8 protein-coding genes are annotated in these 17,300 nt (G+C 59.4%); 6 read left to right on the forward strand and 2 right to left on the reverse strand.

Features of this window, described 5'->3' with window-relative positions; translation table 11 throughout:
* Positions 1–5: 5 nt before the first annotated feature.
* Genes pvdM through pvdO form a run of 3 tightly spaced genes read left to right on the forward strand, consistent with a single transcriptional unit; the run spans position 6 to position 3,625 of the window.
* Positions 6–1,379 carry a pyoverdine-tailoring dipeptidase-like protein PvdM gene (gene pvdM, locus GDH07_RS27300; RefSeq protein WP_152899463.1) on the forward strand — a complete coding sequence of 458 codons (1,374 nt, stop codon included), beginning with the start codon at positions 6–8 and terminating at the stop codon, positions 1,377–1,379.
* A gap of 21 nt (positions 1,380–1,400) precedes the next feature.
* Entirely contained in the window at positions 1,401–2,696 is a 1,296-nt protein-coding gene (gene pvdN, locus GDH07_RS27305) for a pyoverdine-tailoring periplasmic protein PvdN (protein WP_343038349.1), read from the forward strand.
* Positions 2,697–2,731: 35 nt separating this feature from the next.
* Positions 2,732–3,625 carry a dihydropyoverdine dehydrogenase gene (gene pvdO / locus GDH07_RS27310; protein ID WP_152899464.1) on the forward strand — a complete coding sequence of 298 codons (894 nt, stop codon included), beginning with the start codon at positions 2,732–2,734 and terminating at the stop codon, positions 3,623–3,625.
* Between the two features lie 52 nt (positions 3,626–3,677).
* On the opposite strand, the gene GDH07_RS27315 is transcribed toward pvdO, so the two are convergent.
* Positions 3,678–4,541, reverse strand: coding sequence for a formyl transferase (locus GDH07_RS27315; RefSeq protein WP_152899465.1), 864 nt, complete (start codon positions 4,539–4,541; stop codon positions 3,678–3,680).
* Between the two features lie 344 nt (positions 4,542–4,885).
* Here GDH07_RS27315 and GDH07_RS27320 point away from each other — a divergent pair, with 344 nt between their 5' ends.
* The 3 genes from GDH07_RS27320 (at position 4,886) to GDH07_RS27330 (ending at position 12,014) form a co-directional block, all read left to right on the forward strand.
* Positions 4,886–6,535: a cyclic peptide export ABC transporter gene (locus GDH07_RS27320; protein WP_152899466.1), complete on the forward strand. Its 1,650-nt coding sequence runs from the start codon at positions 4,886–4,888 to the stop codon at positions 6,533–6,535.
* Positions 6,536–6,625: 90 nt separating this feature from the next.
* Entirely contained in the window at positions 6,626–9,112 is a 2,487-nt protein-coding gene (locus GDH07_RS27325) for a TonB-dependent siderophore receptor (protein ID WP_152899467.1), read from the forward strand.
* A gap of 421 nt (positions 9,113–9,533) precedes the next feature.
* Positions 9,534–12,014, forward strand: coding sequence for a TonB-dependent siderophore receptor (locus GDH07_RS27330; protein WP_152899468.1), 2,481 nt, complete (start codon positions 9,534–9,536; stop codon positions 12,012–12,014).
* A 201-nt stretch (positions 12,015–12,215) separates the two neighbouring features.
* On the opposite strand, the gene GDH07_RS27335 is transcribed toward GDH07_RS27330, so the two are convergent.
* Positions 12,216–17,300, reverse strand: a 5,085-nt coding sequence (locus GDH07_RS27335; protein WP_152899469.1) for a non-ribosomal peptide synthetase, incomplete at its 5' end; no start/stop codon positions are given.

The raw sequence follows: 17,300 nt of genomic DNA on the forward strand, positions 1-17,300 counted from the left end.
TAGCAATGAGCAAAATATCTGGAAAGAAAACCCTCTATCTGAGCCTGCTGATACTGATCGTCGCCGCTCTCGGTGCCGGGGCCGGAACGGCCTGGCATTACTACTGGAAGGATCGCGTGTCCTACCCCGATGAGATCGTCAAACATGCCAACGACCTGCAAGAACGCATCATCTCTTTCGACAGTCATATCACCGTGCCATTGGACTTCGGCACCGAGGGCACCGAGGCAGACAAGGACACCCAGCGCCAGTTCGACCTGATCAAGGCCGGACGTGGCAGGATGTCCGGCGCCGCCCTGAGCATCCTCGCCTGGCCGGAGATGTGGAACGGGGCGAATGCCCCCCACCATCCCACTGCCGGCTTCGTCGAAGAAGCACGCCACCAGCGCGAGACCCGCTATCGGATCATCCAGGGAATGGTGCGCGACTTCCCCAACCAGGCCGCCATTGCCTACACCCCCGCGGACCTGCGCCGCATCGCCTCCGAAGGCAAGTTGGCTGTCGTGATCAGCCTGCTCAACGCCTACGCCATGGGGAACGATCTCGACGAACTGGACAAATGGGCCGCTCGCGGCATGCGCCTGTTTGGCTTCAGCTATGTAGGCAACAACGACTGGGCTGACTCCTCGCGCCCCTTGCCATTCTTCAATGACACCCGGGACGCCCTCGGCGGTCTCTCGCCCATCGGCAAGCAGGCCGTGGAGCGGCTCAATGACCTGGGAGTAGTAATCGACGTTTCACAGATGTCCAGCAAGGCCCTGGAGGATGTAGCGACACTGACCCGCGCGCCGATCGTGGCATCGCACTCCGCACCCAGGTCGCTGGTGGATATCCCGCGCAACCTCAGCGACAAGGAGCTGCAACTCATCAAGGCCACTGGAGGCGTCATCCAGGTGGTGGGGTTTTCCACCTACCTGCGCCCGCTCAGCCAGCCAACCCTGGACCAGCTGAATGCACTGCGCCAACGCTTCGACCTGGGACCGTTGCAAGGACTGGAAAACGCCCTGATGCCGGGAGACGCTGTCATCACCATCTGGCCGGAGCAACGCTTTGGCGAATACGCCAGCTCGTTGTACGGCATCCTCGAGGAAGAGCCCAAGGCCAGCCTCAAGGATTATGTCGACGCCATCGACTACACGGTGAAGAAAGTCGGTATCGACCACGTGGGCATCAGCTCCGACTTCAACGAAGGCGGCGGCGTCGAAGGCTGGATGAGCGTGGCGGACAACCGCAACGTCACTGCGGAACTGATCCAACATGGCTATACCGACATCGAGATAGCCAAGCTCTGGGGCGAGAACTACCTGCGTGTTTGGGAACAGGTGCAAAAGTTGGCCAAGCCTGCCAAGCCCACAGTACAGCCCGACACCGCCGGTTGACCCATGATCATGAGAACCCCCGTGAGCAACCGCCGGACCTTCCTCAAGCAAGCCGGCCTACTGGCCGCAACCCTCCCCCTGGGCAATCTCGCACTCCCCACCGCGCAAGCGGCCAGCCCGCCAGCACCCAGCACTTCGAGCTGGGGTCAGTTGCGCCAGTTATTCGATCTCGACCCGGACTATATCCACCTGTCCAACTTCCTGATCACTTCTCACCCCAAGCCCGTGCGCGAAGCCATCGAAAAGTATCGTGCGGTGCTGGACCGCAACCCAGCCCTGGCGATGGACTACGACACCCAGTACACCTGGCAACGCGAAGCCCAGGTGCGCGAGAGCGTGGGCCGCTACCTGCAGATAAAGCCCTGCCAGATAGCCCTGACCGGCAGTACCACCGAGGGCCTGGCCATGCTGTACGGCGGCATCCATGTGCGCCCTGGACAGGAGATACTGACAACGGTGCATGAGCACTACTCGACCCGCAATGTGCTCAAGTACCGTACCCAGCGCGAAGGCACCCAGGTACGCACGATCGAGCTGTTCAAGTCTCCCCACCACATGTCCACCGATGAGGTACTGGGGAACATCGAGCGCAATATTCGCCCCAACACTCGCGTACTGGGCATGACCTGGGTGCAATCGGGCAGCGGTGTCAAGCTACCCATCGGCGAGATCGGCCAGCTAGTGGATCGCCATAATCGCAACCGCGACGAGGGCGAGCGGATTCTCTATTGCGTCGATGGTGTACACGGGCTCGGCGTGGAAGACATCAGCTTCGCCGACCTCAATTGCGACTTCTTCGTGGCCGGAACCCACAAATGGATGTTCGGCCCCCGAGGCACCGGGATCTTCTGCTCCCGCTCGGAAAAGCTCGAGCACCTGACGCCAATGACGGCGACATTCTCGGAGAACAAGGATTTCGCCACCATCATGACTCCCGGCGGCTACCACAGCTTCGAACATCGCTGGGCCGTGGATCAGGCCTTTGAACTGCACATGCAACTAGGCAAGGCCAATATCCAGTCACGCATCCACGAACTCAACAGTTATCTCAAGCAGCGACTACAGGAACATCCCGGCATCGAACTGGTGACCCCTCTTAGCCCGAAGCATTCGGCCGGCTTCACCTTCTTCCGCGGCAAGGGCCTGGATACCGACGCCACCGCCGCCTGGCTGATCGAGAACCGCATCCTGGTCGACGCCGTGTACCGCGATGCGGGACCGGTGGTACGCATGGCCCCCGGCGTGCTCAACAGCGAGGAAGACATCGACCGCACCATGGATCTACTGGGTAAACGCTTGCGCGGCAAGACCTCGTGACCCTGTCCTTTTCTTACATTGAAGGTTATTGACTGATGAAAACCGTCACCTATCCCTCCCTGGTCGCGCTGATCGGCTGCTTGATCAGCCTCAACGCACAAGCGGTAGAGCCGCCCAAGCCCGGCAGCGTATTCAAGGACTGCAAGAACTGCCCGGAAATGGTAGTGCTGCCCGCCGGCAGCTTTGTCATGGGCACCCCAGAAGATGAAGTCGGCCGGGAACCCGATGAGGGCCCACAACATACCGTGACCTTCAAGAAAGCCTTCGCCATGAGTCGCTTCCATGTGACCGCGGCCGAACTGGATGCCTACATCCGCGAAACGGGGACCGTGATCAAGGATGGCGATGATCGCCCCGGCCGCCTGTGCAAGGCCAGCAAGCCGAGCTACGAACAAGGGCCGCGCCAGCCGGCCGTATGCGTCGATTATGCCGACGTGCAGGCCTACGCCCAGTGGCTATCGAAGAAAACCGGCAAGCATTATCGAATGATCAGCGAAGCCGAGCGTGAATATGCCGCACGAGCGGGCAGCACCGGCTCCTTCCCCTTCCCGTTCGATGAAGAGGGTCAATACCAGATCACCAAGCACGCCAATACCTATGGCCCCAAGGATGGGTACAGCTATAGCGCCCCCGTAGGCAGCTACCCACCCAACGCCTTCGGCATGTACGACATGCACGGCAATGTCTATGAGTGGGTCGCCGATTGCTGGCATCCGGACTATATCGGAGCTCCTGCCGATGGCAGCGCCTGGATGGAAGCATCGGAAGGCGTCTGCCTCGATGCCCAGATCCGCGGCAATGACTGGGGCGAAGCACCGGTATTTTCACGCTCGGGCAATCGCAACAGCCGCAAACGCGAAGTCCGCGGTGACTGGCTGAGTTTCCGGGTAGTGCGCGAACTGGAACAACCCGGTAGCAGCCGTCCGTGACTGCCTGCCTATCGGCGGTCAAGCGCCACAAGACGCTTGACCACCATAGGCATCAAGCCTCGACTAGCAACGGGGCGGCCGGCTGCTGCTCAAGCTGCTTGGCCAGCAGCGCCAACCCCTCGTGCAGAGCCGGGAACAGGCTGTTGTTGAAGTTGTTCCAGCGCAACTCGAGGATGGTGTCCTCAGGGGAAATTTCAGTATTGAGCACGTCGTGGAATACCTCTCCGGAATCGATACCGTTGTCCACGTAGTGGAAGGACGCCCCTGTAAGATAAAGGGGTTCAGTCGGTACAGTCTCGCGAGTCGCCCAATCCACGACCTTCTGCCCACGAGCACCATATAGAGCGTTCCAGGTGGCATAGGCACCACGGCGCTCATAAGGCGACTCGATGCGGGTGATGCCTGGGTGGATGTTCATGATCCGTCGAGCGAATGGCGCTCCTGGACGCACCAGCTCGTCGAGAATCACCAGCAGGCCGTCCAGCACCACGATATCGGCCTTGAGCTCCACCAGGGTGTCGTACAGGCGACGTTCGAAATCCTGCTTGCCGGCGATGTGTTCGGCGCTGCCACGCGGATGGCGGCGATAGATGGATGGCACGCTCAGCAACAGGTCGTTGACCAACCGCCCCTGCACGGCGAGGTCAGCCGGATACAACCACTGGCGACCCGGCTGGTAGGCAAAGCCGTAGTCGCTCACCAGTTTCTGATCCCTGGGCAATTGCTCATCATCGTCATAGATCACACCCACCAGATCGTAGGCTTCGCCCAGAGCGGTCTGGTTCAGTGCCTCCGCCAGGGATTCAAGCACCGATTTCATATAGCGTTCGTGATCCTTGTAGGCCACCGATTGCCCCGCCTTGTCGGCCGCGGCATTTCGCAGGGACCAGATGTAGACCAGATTTATCTTCTTCATGGGTTCGTAATCTAGGAAGGAATAGGGAGCTGCAACATCGTCGGCGACAGAATGCAACCACAGCATTCAGCCAAGAGTTTTCACAGCATGCTCCCTTGATGAACGAACGGCCGGCCGCCGGATTTACGCGGTATCGCTCGGTTATCACAGCGCCCCAAGCCCATCTCCCAAGGCCATGATCACCACACTTGCGCCTCTAAATCACCACGACGGTACTTCGTTTAGTCATTCAAGAGGTAATGGGTCCGACAGCGGCCCTTACGCCTGCCGCCCTGCCCGCCCTTTTTGTGCAGCAGCTTGCCCCAGCGCGGCCCATAGACCACAGATCGAAACAGGAATACCTAATGACCAATCCGGCACGCGGCGCCACCCGCGAACTCCTGGGCCTGCTACGGCCTTTCTGGTTCATCGTGACCGTCTCCATCTTGCTGGGGGGGCTCGCGGGGCTGAGCGTCACCAGCTTGCTGGCGACCATCAACAGCGCACTGAACAATGACGAGGGCATGAGCCAGGGAATCGCTCTGCTGTTTGCCGGCCTCTGCCTGGTCGCCATAGCCAGTTCGATCTTTTCCGATATCGGCAGCCACTATGTCGGGCAGAGGATCATCGCCAAGCTACGCAAGGAGTTGGGAGGCAAAGTGCTCTCGGCCCCCATCGAACAACTGGAGCGTTTTCGCAGCCACCGGCTGATCCCAGTACTGACCCACGACGTCGATACCATCAGCGACTTCGCCTTCACCTTCGCCTCCCTGGCCATTTCCCTTTCGATCACCCTGGGCTGCCTGGTCTACCTGGCTACCCTGTCGGTGCCGATCTTCCTCATGGTGCTGGTCGCCGTGGTGATCGGTGTACCGGTGCAGTACTGGGCCAGCGCCAAGGGGATCAAGGGATTCGACGACGCCCGAGAAGAAGAGGATGTGCTGCAAAAACACTACAGCGCAATTGCCGATGGCGCCAAGGAACTGCGCATCCATCGCCCTCGCCGCCAGCGCATGCTGGTGGACAAGATCCAGGCCACCGCCGACCGGATCTGCGCCCTGCAGGTCAAATCGGTGAACACTTTCATCATCGCCAGAAGCTTCGGCTCGATGCTGTTCTTCCTGGTGATTGGCCTGGCTATCGCCATGCAGGCGATCTGGCCCAGTGCCGACAAAGCGGCGATGAGCGGGTTCGTGCTGGTGCTGCTGTACATGAAAGGGCCACTGGAACACCTGCTCGGGACGTTGCCCACGGTCAATCGCGCGCGGATTGCCTTCCATCGGATCATGCAACTGTCCGAGCAGTTTTCTTCCCCCGAGCCGCATCTGCTGGATCATGACCCCGAAGTGCGCAAACAAGCGGTACAGAGCATCGAACTGTGCAACGTGCGCTACGACTATCCAACGGTAACAGGAGGCAACCCCTTCAGCCTCGGACCGGTAAACCTGAAGATCGAACAGGGCGACATCATCTTCATCGTTGGAGAGAACGGCTGCGGCAAGACGACGCTGATCAAACTGTTGTTGGGGCTCTACAGCCCGCAATCCGGTGAGGTCCGACTCAATGGCCAGGCAGTCAAGGCACAAGACCTGGACGACTACCGACAGTCATTCACCACAGTATTCGCCGACTACCATCTTTTCGACGACCTGATCCAGGCCAACCCGACCCTACCTGTGGATGTCAGTCAATACCTGGAGCGCCTGGAAATTTCACACAAGGTGAGCATCCAGGATGGCAGCTTCAGCACCACCGACCTATCTACCGGCCAACGCAAGCGCCTGGCACTGGTCAACGCCTGGCTGGAGGAACGCCCAGTACTGGTGTTCGACGAATGGGCAGCAGACCAGGATCCGACATTCCGACGAATTTTCTATACCGAGTTACTGCCCGACCTCAAGCGCCTGGGCAAAACCATCATCGTGATCAGCCACGACGATCGCTACTTCGATATAGCTGATCAGTTAGTGCGTATGGAGGCTGGCCAGGTCATGACCCACCTTCAGCCAGCATAAATATTTCCGGTTTTTCAAAACTGATGCGTCATACACAGGAATTGAGAATCAGTAGCATTAAAACTACCTCTGCCGGATTTATAAAAATATATGAGCACTCCCGCACTACACCGATTGTCACCGTTGAACAAAGCGCTGCTTTGCCAGGCATTCTCACCCAAAATGGCTTTCAGCACCCTGGGCCTGACCCTGCTTCTGCCCATGGCGGCGCAGGTGCAGGCGCAGGAAGTTCATTTCAACATCGCCTCGCAGCCCATGGCCGCGGCCCTGCAGGAGTTCGGTCGTCAGTCCAATATGCAAGTGCTCTACAGCCCGGACGATGTAGAGGGCAAGCGTAGCAACGCTCTCAGCGGCAGCTACTCGCCAGAAAAAGCCATCGCGGCCCTTCTCGACGGCACAGGGGTGGCCTACACGCTCAAGAACAATTCGGTGACCATCCTCAACCGTGCTACCAACGGTTCATTAGAGCTGGGAACCAGCACCATCAGCGGCCAGGGCCTGGGCAGCACCACCGAGGACACCGGCTCCTACACCACCGGCCCCATGCAGACCGCCAGCAAACTGGCCCTGACGGCCCGGGAAACGCCACAATCGGTCACCGTCATCACCCGCCAGCGCATGGACGACCAGAACCTGAAGTCTCTGGAAGATGTGCTCAAAAGCACCCCTGGCATCGCCCTCACTAAAGCCGGCCCGCAGCGCTCGACCTTCTACGCTCGCGGTTTCCCCATCGAGAACCTGATGACCGACGGCTTGCCCAACGACCTGTCCCACTACCTCAGCCGGGACATGAACTCATCACCCGACATGGCGATCTTCGACCGGGTCGAAGTAGTACGCGGTGCCACGGGCATGATGCAGGGCTCGGGCAACCCAGCCGCGGCAGTCAACATGATCCGCAAACGCCCGACAGCAACCCCGAGGGTCACCATCACCGGGAGTGCCGGCAGTTGGGATAACTACCGCACCGAGTTCGATGCCTCCAACGCCCTCAATGAGAGCGGCACCCTGCGTGGCCGGGTAGTCACCGCCTACCAGACCAAGGACAGCTTCCAGGATTTCGTCAGCTCCGAACGCTCGGTGTTCTATGCGATCACCGAGGCAGACCTGAACGAAAACACGACCTTCACCTTCGGCGCTTCCAATCAGAACGCCAATAACAACAGCGCCTGGGGCGGCCTCCCTGTTGCCCGCGATGGCAGCGACCTGCACCTCAAGCGCTCGACCTACCTGGGCAATGACTGGGAATACTGGGACCAGGACAACACCACGGCCTTTACCCGCCTGGAATACCGTTTCGCCAACAATTGGAAAATGCTCCTGGCCGCCAGCAAGAGCTGGTCGGACGTGAAGATGCATGGATCCATTCCAACACGCACCATGGAAAGCAACTATCTTGAATTCGGCCAGAACATCGGTCGCTACGAATACGAGGACCAACAAAACAGCTATGACGGTTATGTGACCGGTCCGTTCTCGCTGTTCGGCCGCACCCATGAATTGGTCGTGGGCGCCAGCCGACGCGACTTGTCGTTCAAGGGCAAGGGCAACCCCGACGACTTCTCTACCCAGACCAATATTTACCGTCCCAGCGGTATTCCCAAGCCTGATATGAGTGCCACTCCCTGGACTCAGCACCGTACCAGCGAGCAGGAAGGTACCTATATCACCACCCGGTTGAATATCACCGATGACCTGAAGCTCATCCTTGGCGGACGCCTGGATTGGTACAACTATGATGTAGTCACCACCTGGAATGGCAAACCCAACGCCTCCAGCGTGCCGAACAAAGTCACACGCAATCTGACACGCTATGCCGGGGCGATTTACGACCTTGACCAGAATCACTCGGTCTATGTCAGCTATACCGATATTTTTCGCCCCCAGACCGAACTCGATACTCAAAACAATGCCCTCAAGCCCATCGAAGGCAAGAATTACGAGTTGGGTATCAAGGGCGAGTACTTCGATGGCAGCCTGAATGCCAGCGCAGCCATCTTCCGTATCGACCAGCAAAACCGCGCCAAGGAAGTGAGTAACCGCAACCAGTGCATGCCAGCAGGAACCACCTGTTACGAGGCAGCTGGCGAAGTCCGCAGCGAAGGTATCGAACTGGAAATCAACGGTTCCCTGGCTCCAGGATGGGAGCTGGGAGCCGGCTACACCTATGCCGCGGCCAAATACACCAAGGACACCAACCCGGACAACGAGGGTCGCCTGTTCAGCACCAATATCCCACGCCACATCTTCAAGGCCTTCACCACCTATCAACTGCCTGGGGACCTTGATCGCTGGACTATCGGTGGCGGCCTCTATCGGCAGAACACCGTCTACAACAAAGGTACTAACGACGTTGACGCCCCGCCGCCCTACGATTACCGCATCGAACAAAAGGCCTACACCTTGGTGGACCTGATGGCCAGCTACAAAGCCACGGAGAATGTCGATGTGCGCTTGAACCTGAACAACATCTTCGACAAACGCTACTACCAGGACATCAGTTCCAATCCCGACTTTGGCAACAGCCTGTATGGCGATCCACGTAACGCCACGGTCACGGTTCGCTGGTCACTTTAAAACCCATCCAGCTCCCGCAACTCTCTAGAAATGGGGCTGCCACAACCAGTGGCTGCCCCACAAGAACTCCTACCGACATCAGGCAAGCCACGTAATCGCATTACCTGGTTGCCATGAGCCCCTTCTTCTCCCTATCCCCTTCTACCTTGGTTTCGCCAGCGATCCTGGGATCGCACCCATGAATCTGACGGCATATCCACTTTCGCCAGTCGATGCAGATAGCCAACGAGACCTGGCTCCAATCTCGAACACATATTCCCCCTCCAGCAAACGCTCAATGATTCATAAGCATGTGGGTACGCCAGGCCCTGGCGACAAAAGGCATGACTGATTCCGGTTAATGGCAGTTGGCGCGTCATATAGATGCAACTGAGAATCAGTAGCAATAAAAACATTACATCTGCCAAATCCACAAGAGCACATGAGCATGTTTGCAAAACACCGATTGTCTCCTCTGACCAAAACACTGCTTTGCCAGGCGTTCTCACCCCAGATAGCTTTCCGCCCCCTGGGACTGGCCCTGCTTCTGCCTATGGCGGCGGAGGTACAAGCTCAGGAGATCCACCTCAATATCGCGTCGCAATCCATGGCCGCAGCGCTGCAAGAACTGGGGCGCCAAGCCCACTTATCGATGCACTACAGCCCCAGCGACGTAGAAGGCAAGCGTAGCAACGCTCTCAGCGGCAGCTACTCGCCAGAAAAAGCCATCGCGGCCCTTCTCGACGGCACAGGGGTGGCCTACACGCTCAAGAACAATTCGGTGACCATCCTCAACCGTGCTACCAACGGTTCATTAGAGCTGGGAACCAGCACCATCAGCGGCCAGGGCCTGGGCAGCACCACCGAGGACACCGGCTCCTACACCACCGGCCCCATGCAGACCGCCAGCAAACTGGCCCTGACGGCCCGGGAAACGCCACAATCGGTCACCGTCATCACCCGCCAGCGCATGGACGACCAGAACCTGAAGTCTCTGGAAGATGTGCTCAAAAGCACCCCTGGCATCGCCCTCACTAAAGCCGGCCCGCAGCGCTCGACCTTCTACGCTCGCGGTTTCCCCATCGAGAACCTGATGACCGACGGCTTGCCCAACGACCTGTCCCACTACCTCAGCCGGGACATGAACTCATCACCCGACATGGCGATCTTCGACCGGGTCGAAGTAGTACGCGGTGCCACGGGCATGATGCAGGGCTCGGGCAACCCAGCCGCGGCAGTCAACATGATCCGCAAACGCCCGACAGCAACCCCGAGGGTCACCATCACCGGGAGTGCCGGCAGTTGGGATAACTACCGCACCGAGTTCGATGCCTCCAACGCCCTCAATGAGAGCGGCACCCTGCGTGGCCGGGTAGTCACCGCCTACCAGACCAAGGACAGCTTCCAGGATTTCGTCAGCTCCGAACGCTCGGTGTTCTATGCGATCACCGAGGCAGACCTGAACGAAAACACGACCTTCACCTTCGGCGCTTCCAATCAGAACGCCAATAACAACAGCGCCTGGGGCGGCCTCCCTGTTGCCCGCGATGGCAGCGACCTGCACCTCAAGCGCTCGACCTACCTGGGCAATGACTGGGAATACTGGGACCAGGACAACACCACGGCATTTACCCGCCTGGAATACCGTTTCGCCAACAACTGGAAAATGCTCCTGGCCGCCAGCAAGAGCTGGTCGGATCTGAAAATGCTCGGTTCCATCCCTCTGCGCATGGGCGCCAAATATGACGAGTTCGGCCAGAACATCGGTCGCTACGAATACGAGGACCAACAAAACAGCTATGACGGTTATGTGACCGGTCCGTTCTCGCTATTCGGCCGCACCCATGAATTGGTCGTGGGCGCCAGCCGACGCGACTTGTCGTTCAAGGGCAAGGGCTTGCCCATTGATATTCCGACCTATACCAATCTGAAGAACCCCAGCAGCATTTCCAAACCAGACTTGAGTGCCACACCGTGGACCCAGCGTCGGACCAGCCGAGAAGAGGGTGCCTATGTCACTACTCGCCTGAGCCTCACCGATGACCTGAAACTCATCCTTGGCGGACGCCTGGACTGGTACGATTTCGATGTGGATACCCGCTGGCAAGGCAAGGCCTCGGCCAATAGTCGTCCAAATAAAGTAACGCGTAACCTGACACGCTATGCCGGAGCGATTTACGACCTTGACCAGAATCACTCGGTCTATGTCAGCTACACCGACATTTTCAAGCCACAGACCGAGCTCGATGCCTCCAACAGCGCCCTCAAGCCCATCGAAGGCAAGAATTACGAGTTGGGTATCAAGGGCGAATACTTCGATGGCAGCCTGAATGCCAGCGCAGCCATCTTCCGTATCGACCAGCAGAATCGAGCCAAATTACTCAATCCCAAGCAATGCAATCCAGTGGGAAGTGCCTGTTACGAGGCTGCGGGAGAAGTCCGTAGTGAAGGCATCGAACTGGAAATCAACGGTTCCCTGGCTCCAGGGTGGGAATTGGGAGCTGGTTATACCTATTCCGCCGCCAAATACACCAAGGATGCCAACAAGAGCAATGAAGGTCGCCTGTTCAATACCGAGATTCCTCGCCACATCTTCAAGGCCTTCACCACCTATCAACTGCCTGGGGACCTGGATCGCTGGACCATCGGTGGCGGCCTGTACCGGCAGAACACCGTCTACATCAAGGGCACGAACGATGCCGATGGCCCACCACCCTATGGCTACCGCATCGAACAGAAGTCCTATGCCGTGGTGGATCTCATGACCAGCTACAAAGCCACGGAGAATGTCGATGTACGCTTGAACCTGAACAACATCTTCGACAAGAACTACTACCAGACCATCAGTTCCAACACCGACTACGGTAACAACCTGTATGGCGAACCACGCAACGCGATGGTAACGGTGCGCTGGTCTCTCTGAACATCCCTCCCGAGCCAGGGGGCAGCGCCTTCAGCAATGGCTCCTCGGAGTGATTGGCCTGGAGTGATGCCTCCCTGACTCCACCTAGATATATCCTCCTGGATCAGGCAGATCTGCTGGCCAGCCTCGACTCCTTTCCCTTTCATGCCCACAAAAAAAGGCCTGGACCGTTACCGGTCCAGGCCTGGCTGAAGCTACAACTCAGTTCAGGAAAGTCAGCAGATGCTCCCTGAAACTCTCCAGGAGCTCGGTGGAATAAACCATCCCCTCGTGATCACTGGTGATTCGCAGCGAAGCCCGCAGGGTGCCCTCCTGAACCAGGCCACCCAGGGCCTGATCGAGTTCGTCAATCTCCTCTTCAGTATAGTCGCTGGACCACCACAGATGCGGCCCGACCTGCAGCGTCCGATAGGCATACTGTGCGAACAAGTTGCTCAAGTCCTCGAACACCGAATGAATCAATGAAGCGTCGAACTCTGCCTTGAACGCACTCGCGGCCCGTTCAAGCTCGGCGGCATCCAGCTGTACATGGCTGACGACCCAGGCATGAATGCTCTCCCAAGTCAGCTCGGCCTCCTGTGCCAGGCGACTACCGATCAGTTCGGCATTGCCAGGGAACAACAGGCTCAAGCGCTCGATCACCGCTTGCCACTCGGACTCAGTGTTCACAGGCTTGGGCGCGTCTCGTTCCAGCAGATGGGACACGCCCTTGACCTGGGGCGGTGTCGGGTCGAACAGACCGAGGAAACGTACCTCTTCACCTGCCGCCTCCAGCTCGCTGGCTGCATCCATAGCGATCGAGCCTCCCAACGACCACCCCAGCAAGTGGTATGGCCCGCTCGGTTGGATCTTGCGGATATTGGCCACATAACGCTGAACCATGGCATGCCATGAAGCCTCGCTCCAGTCTGCTTGCAAGTAGGATTGATGCAACACGCCATACACCGTGCAGCAGTCACGCAACTGCTCGGCCAATGCGAGGTAGCCGTAGACACTCCCTCCCGCCGGGTGGAAACAGAACAGCGGCTGGCCCGTACCTCCCAGCAAGATGATGTTGTCTGTCCCGCGCGGGTTGTCGGTGACGATCGAGCGGGCCATTTGCGCCACGCTCGGCGCAGTGAACAGGGTGTTGACACCCAGCTCCAGGCGCAACGTCCGATTGATCATCCCGATCAACCGCAGCGCATCCAAGGAATGCCCGCCCAGCTCGAAGAAGTTATCGTCACGGCCAATCCGCTCGCACCCCAATACTTCGCTCCAGAGTGCAGCGATCTGTTCCTCCAGCCCCCCCTGAGGAGCCTGGTATTGGTGCTGCAGCATGGTCGCATCGACGGCTGGCAGGGCCTTGCGGTCCAGCTTGCCGTTGGGGCTCAGCGGCAGGGATTCAAGGAACAACAAGTGCGCAGGCAACATGTAGTCCGGCAATACGTCCTTGAGGGCTATTCGCAATTGCTCGCGCAGAGCGGCCTGCTCCTCGATAGAGCGCGCCATCTCACCCACGGTCGGAACGATGTACGCCACCAGCGAAGGTCCGCCAGCTCCATCCTGGGCCAGGACAATCGCCTCGCGCACCTGCTCCTGCTCCAACAGACGCGCCTCGATTTCACCCATTTCGATACGGAAACCGCGAATCTTCACCTGATGGTCGATACGCCCGGCGTAATCGATCACGCCAGCGGCATCGTAACGAGCCAGGTCGCCGGAACGATACAAGCGCCCACCATCGGTGCTGAACGGATCGGGAATGAAGCGTTCCGCCGTCAGCCCCGGACGATCGTGATAACCCCGTGCCAGCAGATCACCACCGATCATCAATTCACCGATAGCGCCTGGCAACGGCAGCTGACCGCTGGTATCCAGCAGGTAGATAGCGCGACCCGGCAGCGCCTTGCCCAGAGGGATCATGCTTGGCAACGGTTCGTCACCCTGGAGGTAACGCGTGCAATCATGGGTAGCCACACTCACCGTGGCCTCGGTGGGCCCATAGGTATTGAGCAGGCAGGCATCCTTCAAGCCGGCCTTCTTCCAGGCCGCCACACCTTCGGCCGCCATCGCTTCGCCACCCAGGTTGAGCTGGCGCAGGCGCCCGAAGTCGCGGGGTTCACCAGCAGCGAAATCCTTGCCCAGCATGAACCAGTAGGCGGTGCTCAAGTCGACGATGCTGATGCCCTGCTCGATCAACTCGCGGTAGAAGGTTTCGCTGTCCCACAGCTCCTTGCCACGAATCACCACCGAGGCGCCGCAGATCAGCGCCGGATACAGCTGTTCGACAAAGGCGTCGAAGTTGAAGGTCGAGAACTGCAAGCCACGGTCGGCAGCAGACATATTGAAATGACTCACCGAGGCACGGGCGTGCTGGCTCAAGGCGTTGTGGCTGATGCCCACGCCCTTGGGTCGACCGGTGGAGCCGGAGGTGTACATCACATAAGCCAGGTTTTCGGCATCGCTGCGCTGTGCTGGATTGCCAACCGCCTCGGTGGTGGACCAGGCCTGGCACTGATCCAGGCACAAGTACACAAGCTGATCAGGGATTGCCAGGCGCTCCAACAACGGCGACTGGGTCAGCAGTAGCTGGATCCCGCTGTCCTGCATCATGTAGTGCAGGCGATCCTGGGGATATTCAGGGTCCAGGGGCACATAGGCGCCGCCCGCCTTGAGCACCGCCAGCAGGCCGACGATCATGTCCAGCCCACGCTCCACGGCAATCCCCACCCGCACATCCGGGCCCACCCCCAGCTCGATCAGCTTGTGGGCCAACTGGTTGGCCCGCTGGTTGAACTGGCCGTAGCTCAGTTGCTGGTCGGCGCACAACAGCGCCAGCGCATCAGGGGTCCGCTCGGCCTGCATCTCGAACAACTGGTGAACATTCAAGCCACGGCCTATCGACCCCAGGTCACGACTGGATTGGCCTTCAACGCGCGCGTGCTCTCCAGCACTGAGCAGAGACAGATCCCCCAGGCACAGGTGAGCACGGTCGAGCATACCCAGCAGCAACTGCTGCAATCCTGCCGCCAACTGATTGATCACCGTGGAGCTGAAGTGCTGTAACGAATAGCTATAGTCGAAGGACAACAACTCGGTCACGTACACCGACAGCGTCAGCGGGTAGTTGGTCTGTTCGTGATTGCCCACCGCTCCGAAACGCAATTGCGCCGGGGCACCTTTCTCCAGCGCCTCGGATACCGGGTAGTTCTCGAACACCAGGATGTTGTCGAACAGGGCCTCGCCTCCCAGGCCGGCCCAACGCTGCACTTCGTACAACGGTGTGTGCTCGAAGTCGCGCAGGGCCAGGTTGCGCTCCTGCACCAATTGCAGCCAATCGCCGACCGGCATGTCCGGACGCGGCGCAGCCACCACCGGCAAGGTGTTGATGAACAGGCCGATCTGCTGCTCCACGCCCTTGAGTTCCGCCGGGCGGCCAGACACCGTGGCACCGAACACCACCGTGTCCTGGCCCGTACAGCGTTGCAGCAACAGCAACCAGGCCGCTTGTACCAAGGTGTTGACCGTGACCTTCTGCTGTCGGGCGAACTCGCTCAAGCGCCGGGTCTGCTCGGTATCCAGCGTATACACCTGTTCAGCGTGCCCTGGCATACCGGGAACATCCGAGGTGATGGCCTGGGCCAGGCGGGTTGGCTCGTCCAGGGCCAGCAGTTGCTCTTTCCAGAAGCGCTCGCAAGCCTGAGCATCCTGGCGTTGCAGCCAGCCAATGTAATCCCGATAGCGACCTGGAGCCGCGGGGGATGGCTGCCCGTCGTAGCGTTGCAGCACTTCCCCGAGCAACTGCGAGTTGCTCCAGCCGTCCATCAGGATGTGATGGTTGGTATAGATCAGGTGGTAACGCTGTTCACCAGTGCGCACCAGGGTCAGGCGCAACAGCGGTGCAGCCTGCAGATCGAAACCACGCTGACGCTCGGCCTCGGCCAGGGTGTCGAGCGCCTCGGCCAATTGCGGCTGAGCGCGCCAGTCATATTCGGCACACTCCAGGGTTACCTGCTTGTGCACCATCTGGATCGGTGTCGACACATCGCCCTGCCAGAGGAAACCGGTACGCAATATGTCATGCCGATCGATGGTGGCCTGCCAGGCCTGGCGGAAGCGTCCGGAATCGAGTCCATCCACGTCCACTCGCAGTTGGTTGATGTAGTCGCCACCATCCTGCTCGTACAAGGTATGGAACAACATGCCTTGCTGCATGGGCGACAGCGGGTAGATATCCTCGATCTGGCTTGCCAGCACTGGCAAGCCATCCAGTTGCTGCTGGTTCAGGCTCGCCAACGGGAAGTCCGATGGGGTCACGCCGCGATGCTCGGGCTGGCTGCAATGCTCGATCAGCGCCTTGAGCTCCTCGGTGTATTCATCTGCCAGACGCTGGATGGTCGCCGGCTCGAACATGGCCTGGCTGAAGGTCCAATCCAGCTCCAGTTCACCACCATAGACCTGGCCATTGATGGTCAGCCAATTGCCCAATGGCGCTTGCAGACTCTGATCCTCGCCCTTGGCTTCTACTGCGGGGGCGAACCAGGTATCTGGTTCGTCAAAACTGCCGTCGAACTGGCCCAGGTAGTTGAAGGTGATACGCGGTACCGCCAGAGCGGCCAGGGTCTGTTGTGCGGCCTCATCCCCCAGGTAACGCAGGGCACCAAAACCTATGCCCTTGTTCGGTACCGCGCGCAGTTGCTCCTTGATGAACTTGATCGAGTCGGCCAGGGCCGGCTGCGGTGTCAGCTTCACCGGGAACACACTGGTAAACCAGCCCAAAGTACGAGTCAGGTCGATGCTGTCGAACAGGTCTTCGCGACCGTGGCCTTCCAGTTGGACCAAGGCACTGGTTTCGCCGGTCCAGCGGGTGATGACCCGAGCCAGGGCGGTCAGCAGCAGATCGTTGATCTGGGTGCGATAGGCCGCCGGGGCCCCTTGCAGCAGACGCTGGGTATCGACCTTGTCCAAGCGCGAACTCAGGCTGATAGCGTGCTGGTTCTGCAGTCCTCCTGCCTGGTCATCACAAGGCAGGCTCTCGCCGCCATCTTGCAACTGTGCCTGCCAGTACAGCAGCTCCTGTTGCAGTGCCGGGCTACGGGCGTAAGACTGCAAGTGCTCAGCCCAGGCCTGGGTCGAGCTAGTCTTGGCCGGCAGTGGTTGAGCACCCAACAAGCGCTGCAGGTCCTCCAGCAAAATACGCCAGGACACCCCGTCCACCACCAGGTGGTGGATGGCCAGCAGCAAACGCTGGCTCTGGTCGGCCAGGGTCAGCAGCACCCCGCGCAGCAGCGGCCCCTCTTGCAG

The sequence above is a fragment of the Pseudomonas piscis genome, assembly GCF_009380155.1.
Lineage (GTDB): Bacteria > Pseudomonadota > Gammaproteobacteria > Pseudomonadales > Pseudomonadaceae > Aquipseudomonas > Aquipseudomonas piscis.

Excerpts from the sequence above, each read along its gene's own strand:
- GDH07_RS27330 (WP_152899468.1), top strand. The coding sequence starts at position 9,534 with ATGAGCATGTTTGCAAAACACCGATTGTCTCCTCTGACCAAAACACTG.
- GDH07_RS27320 (WP_152899466.1), top strand. The coding sequence starts at position 4,886 with ATGACCAATCCGGCACGCGGCGCCACCCGCGAACTCCTGGGCCTGCTA.
- pvdO (WP_152899464.1), top strand. The coding sequence starts at position 2,732 with ATGAAAACCGTCACCTATCCCTCCCTGGTCGCGCTGATCGGCTGCTTG.
- pvdM (WP_152899463.1), top strand. The coding sequence starts at position 6 with ATGAGCAAAATATCTGGAAAGAAAACCCTCTATCTGAGCCTGCTGATA.
- GDH07_RS27325 (WP_152899467.1), top strand. The coding sequence starts at position 6,626 with ATGAGCACTCCCGCACTACACCGATTGTCACCGTTGAACAAAGCGCTG.
- GDH07_RS27315 (WP_152899465.1), bottom strand. The coding sequence starts at position 4,541 with ATGAAGAAGATAAATCTGGTCTACATCTGGTCCCTGCGAAATGCCGCG.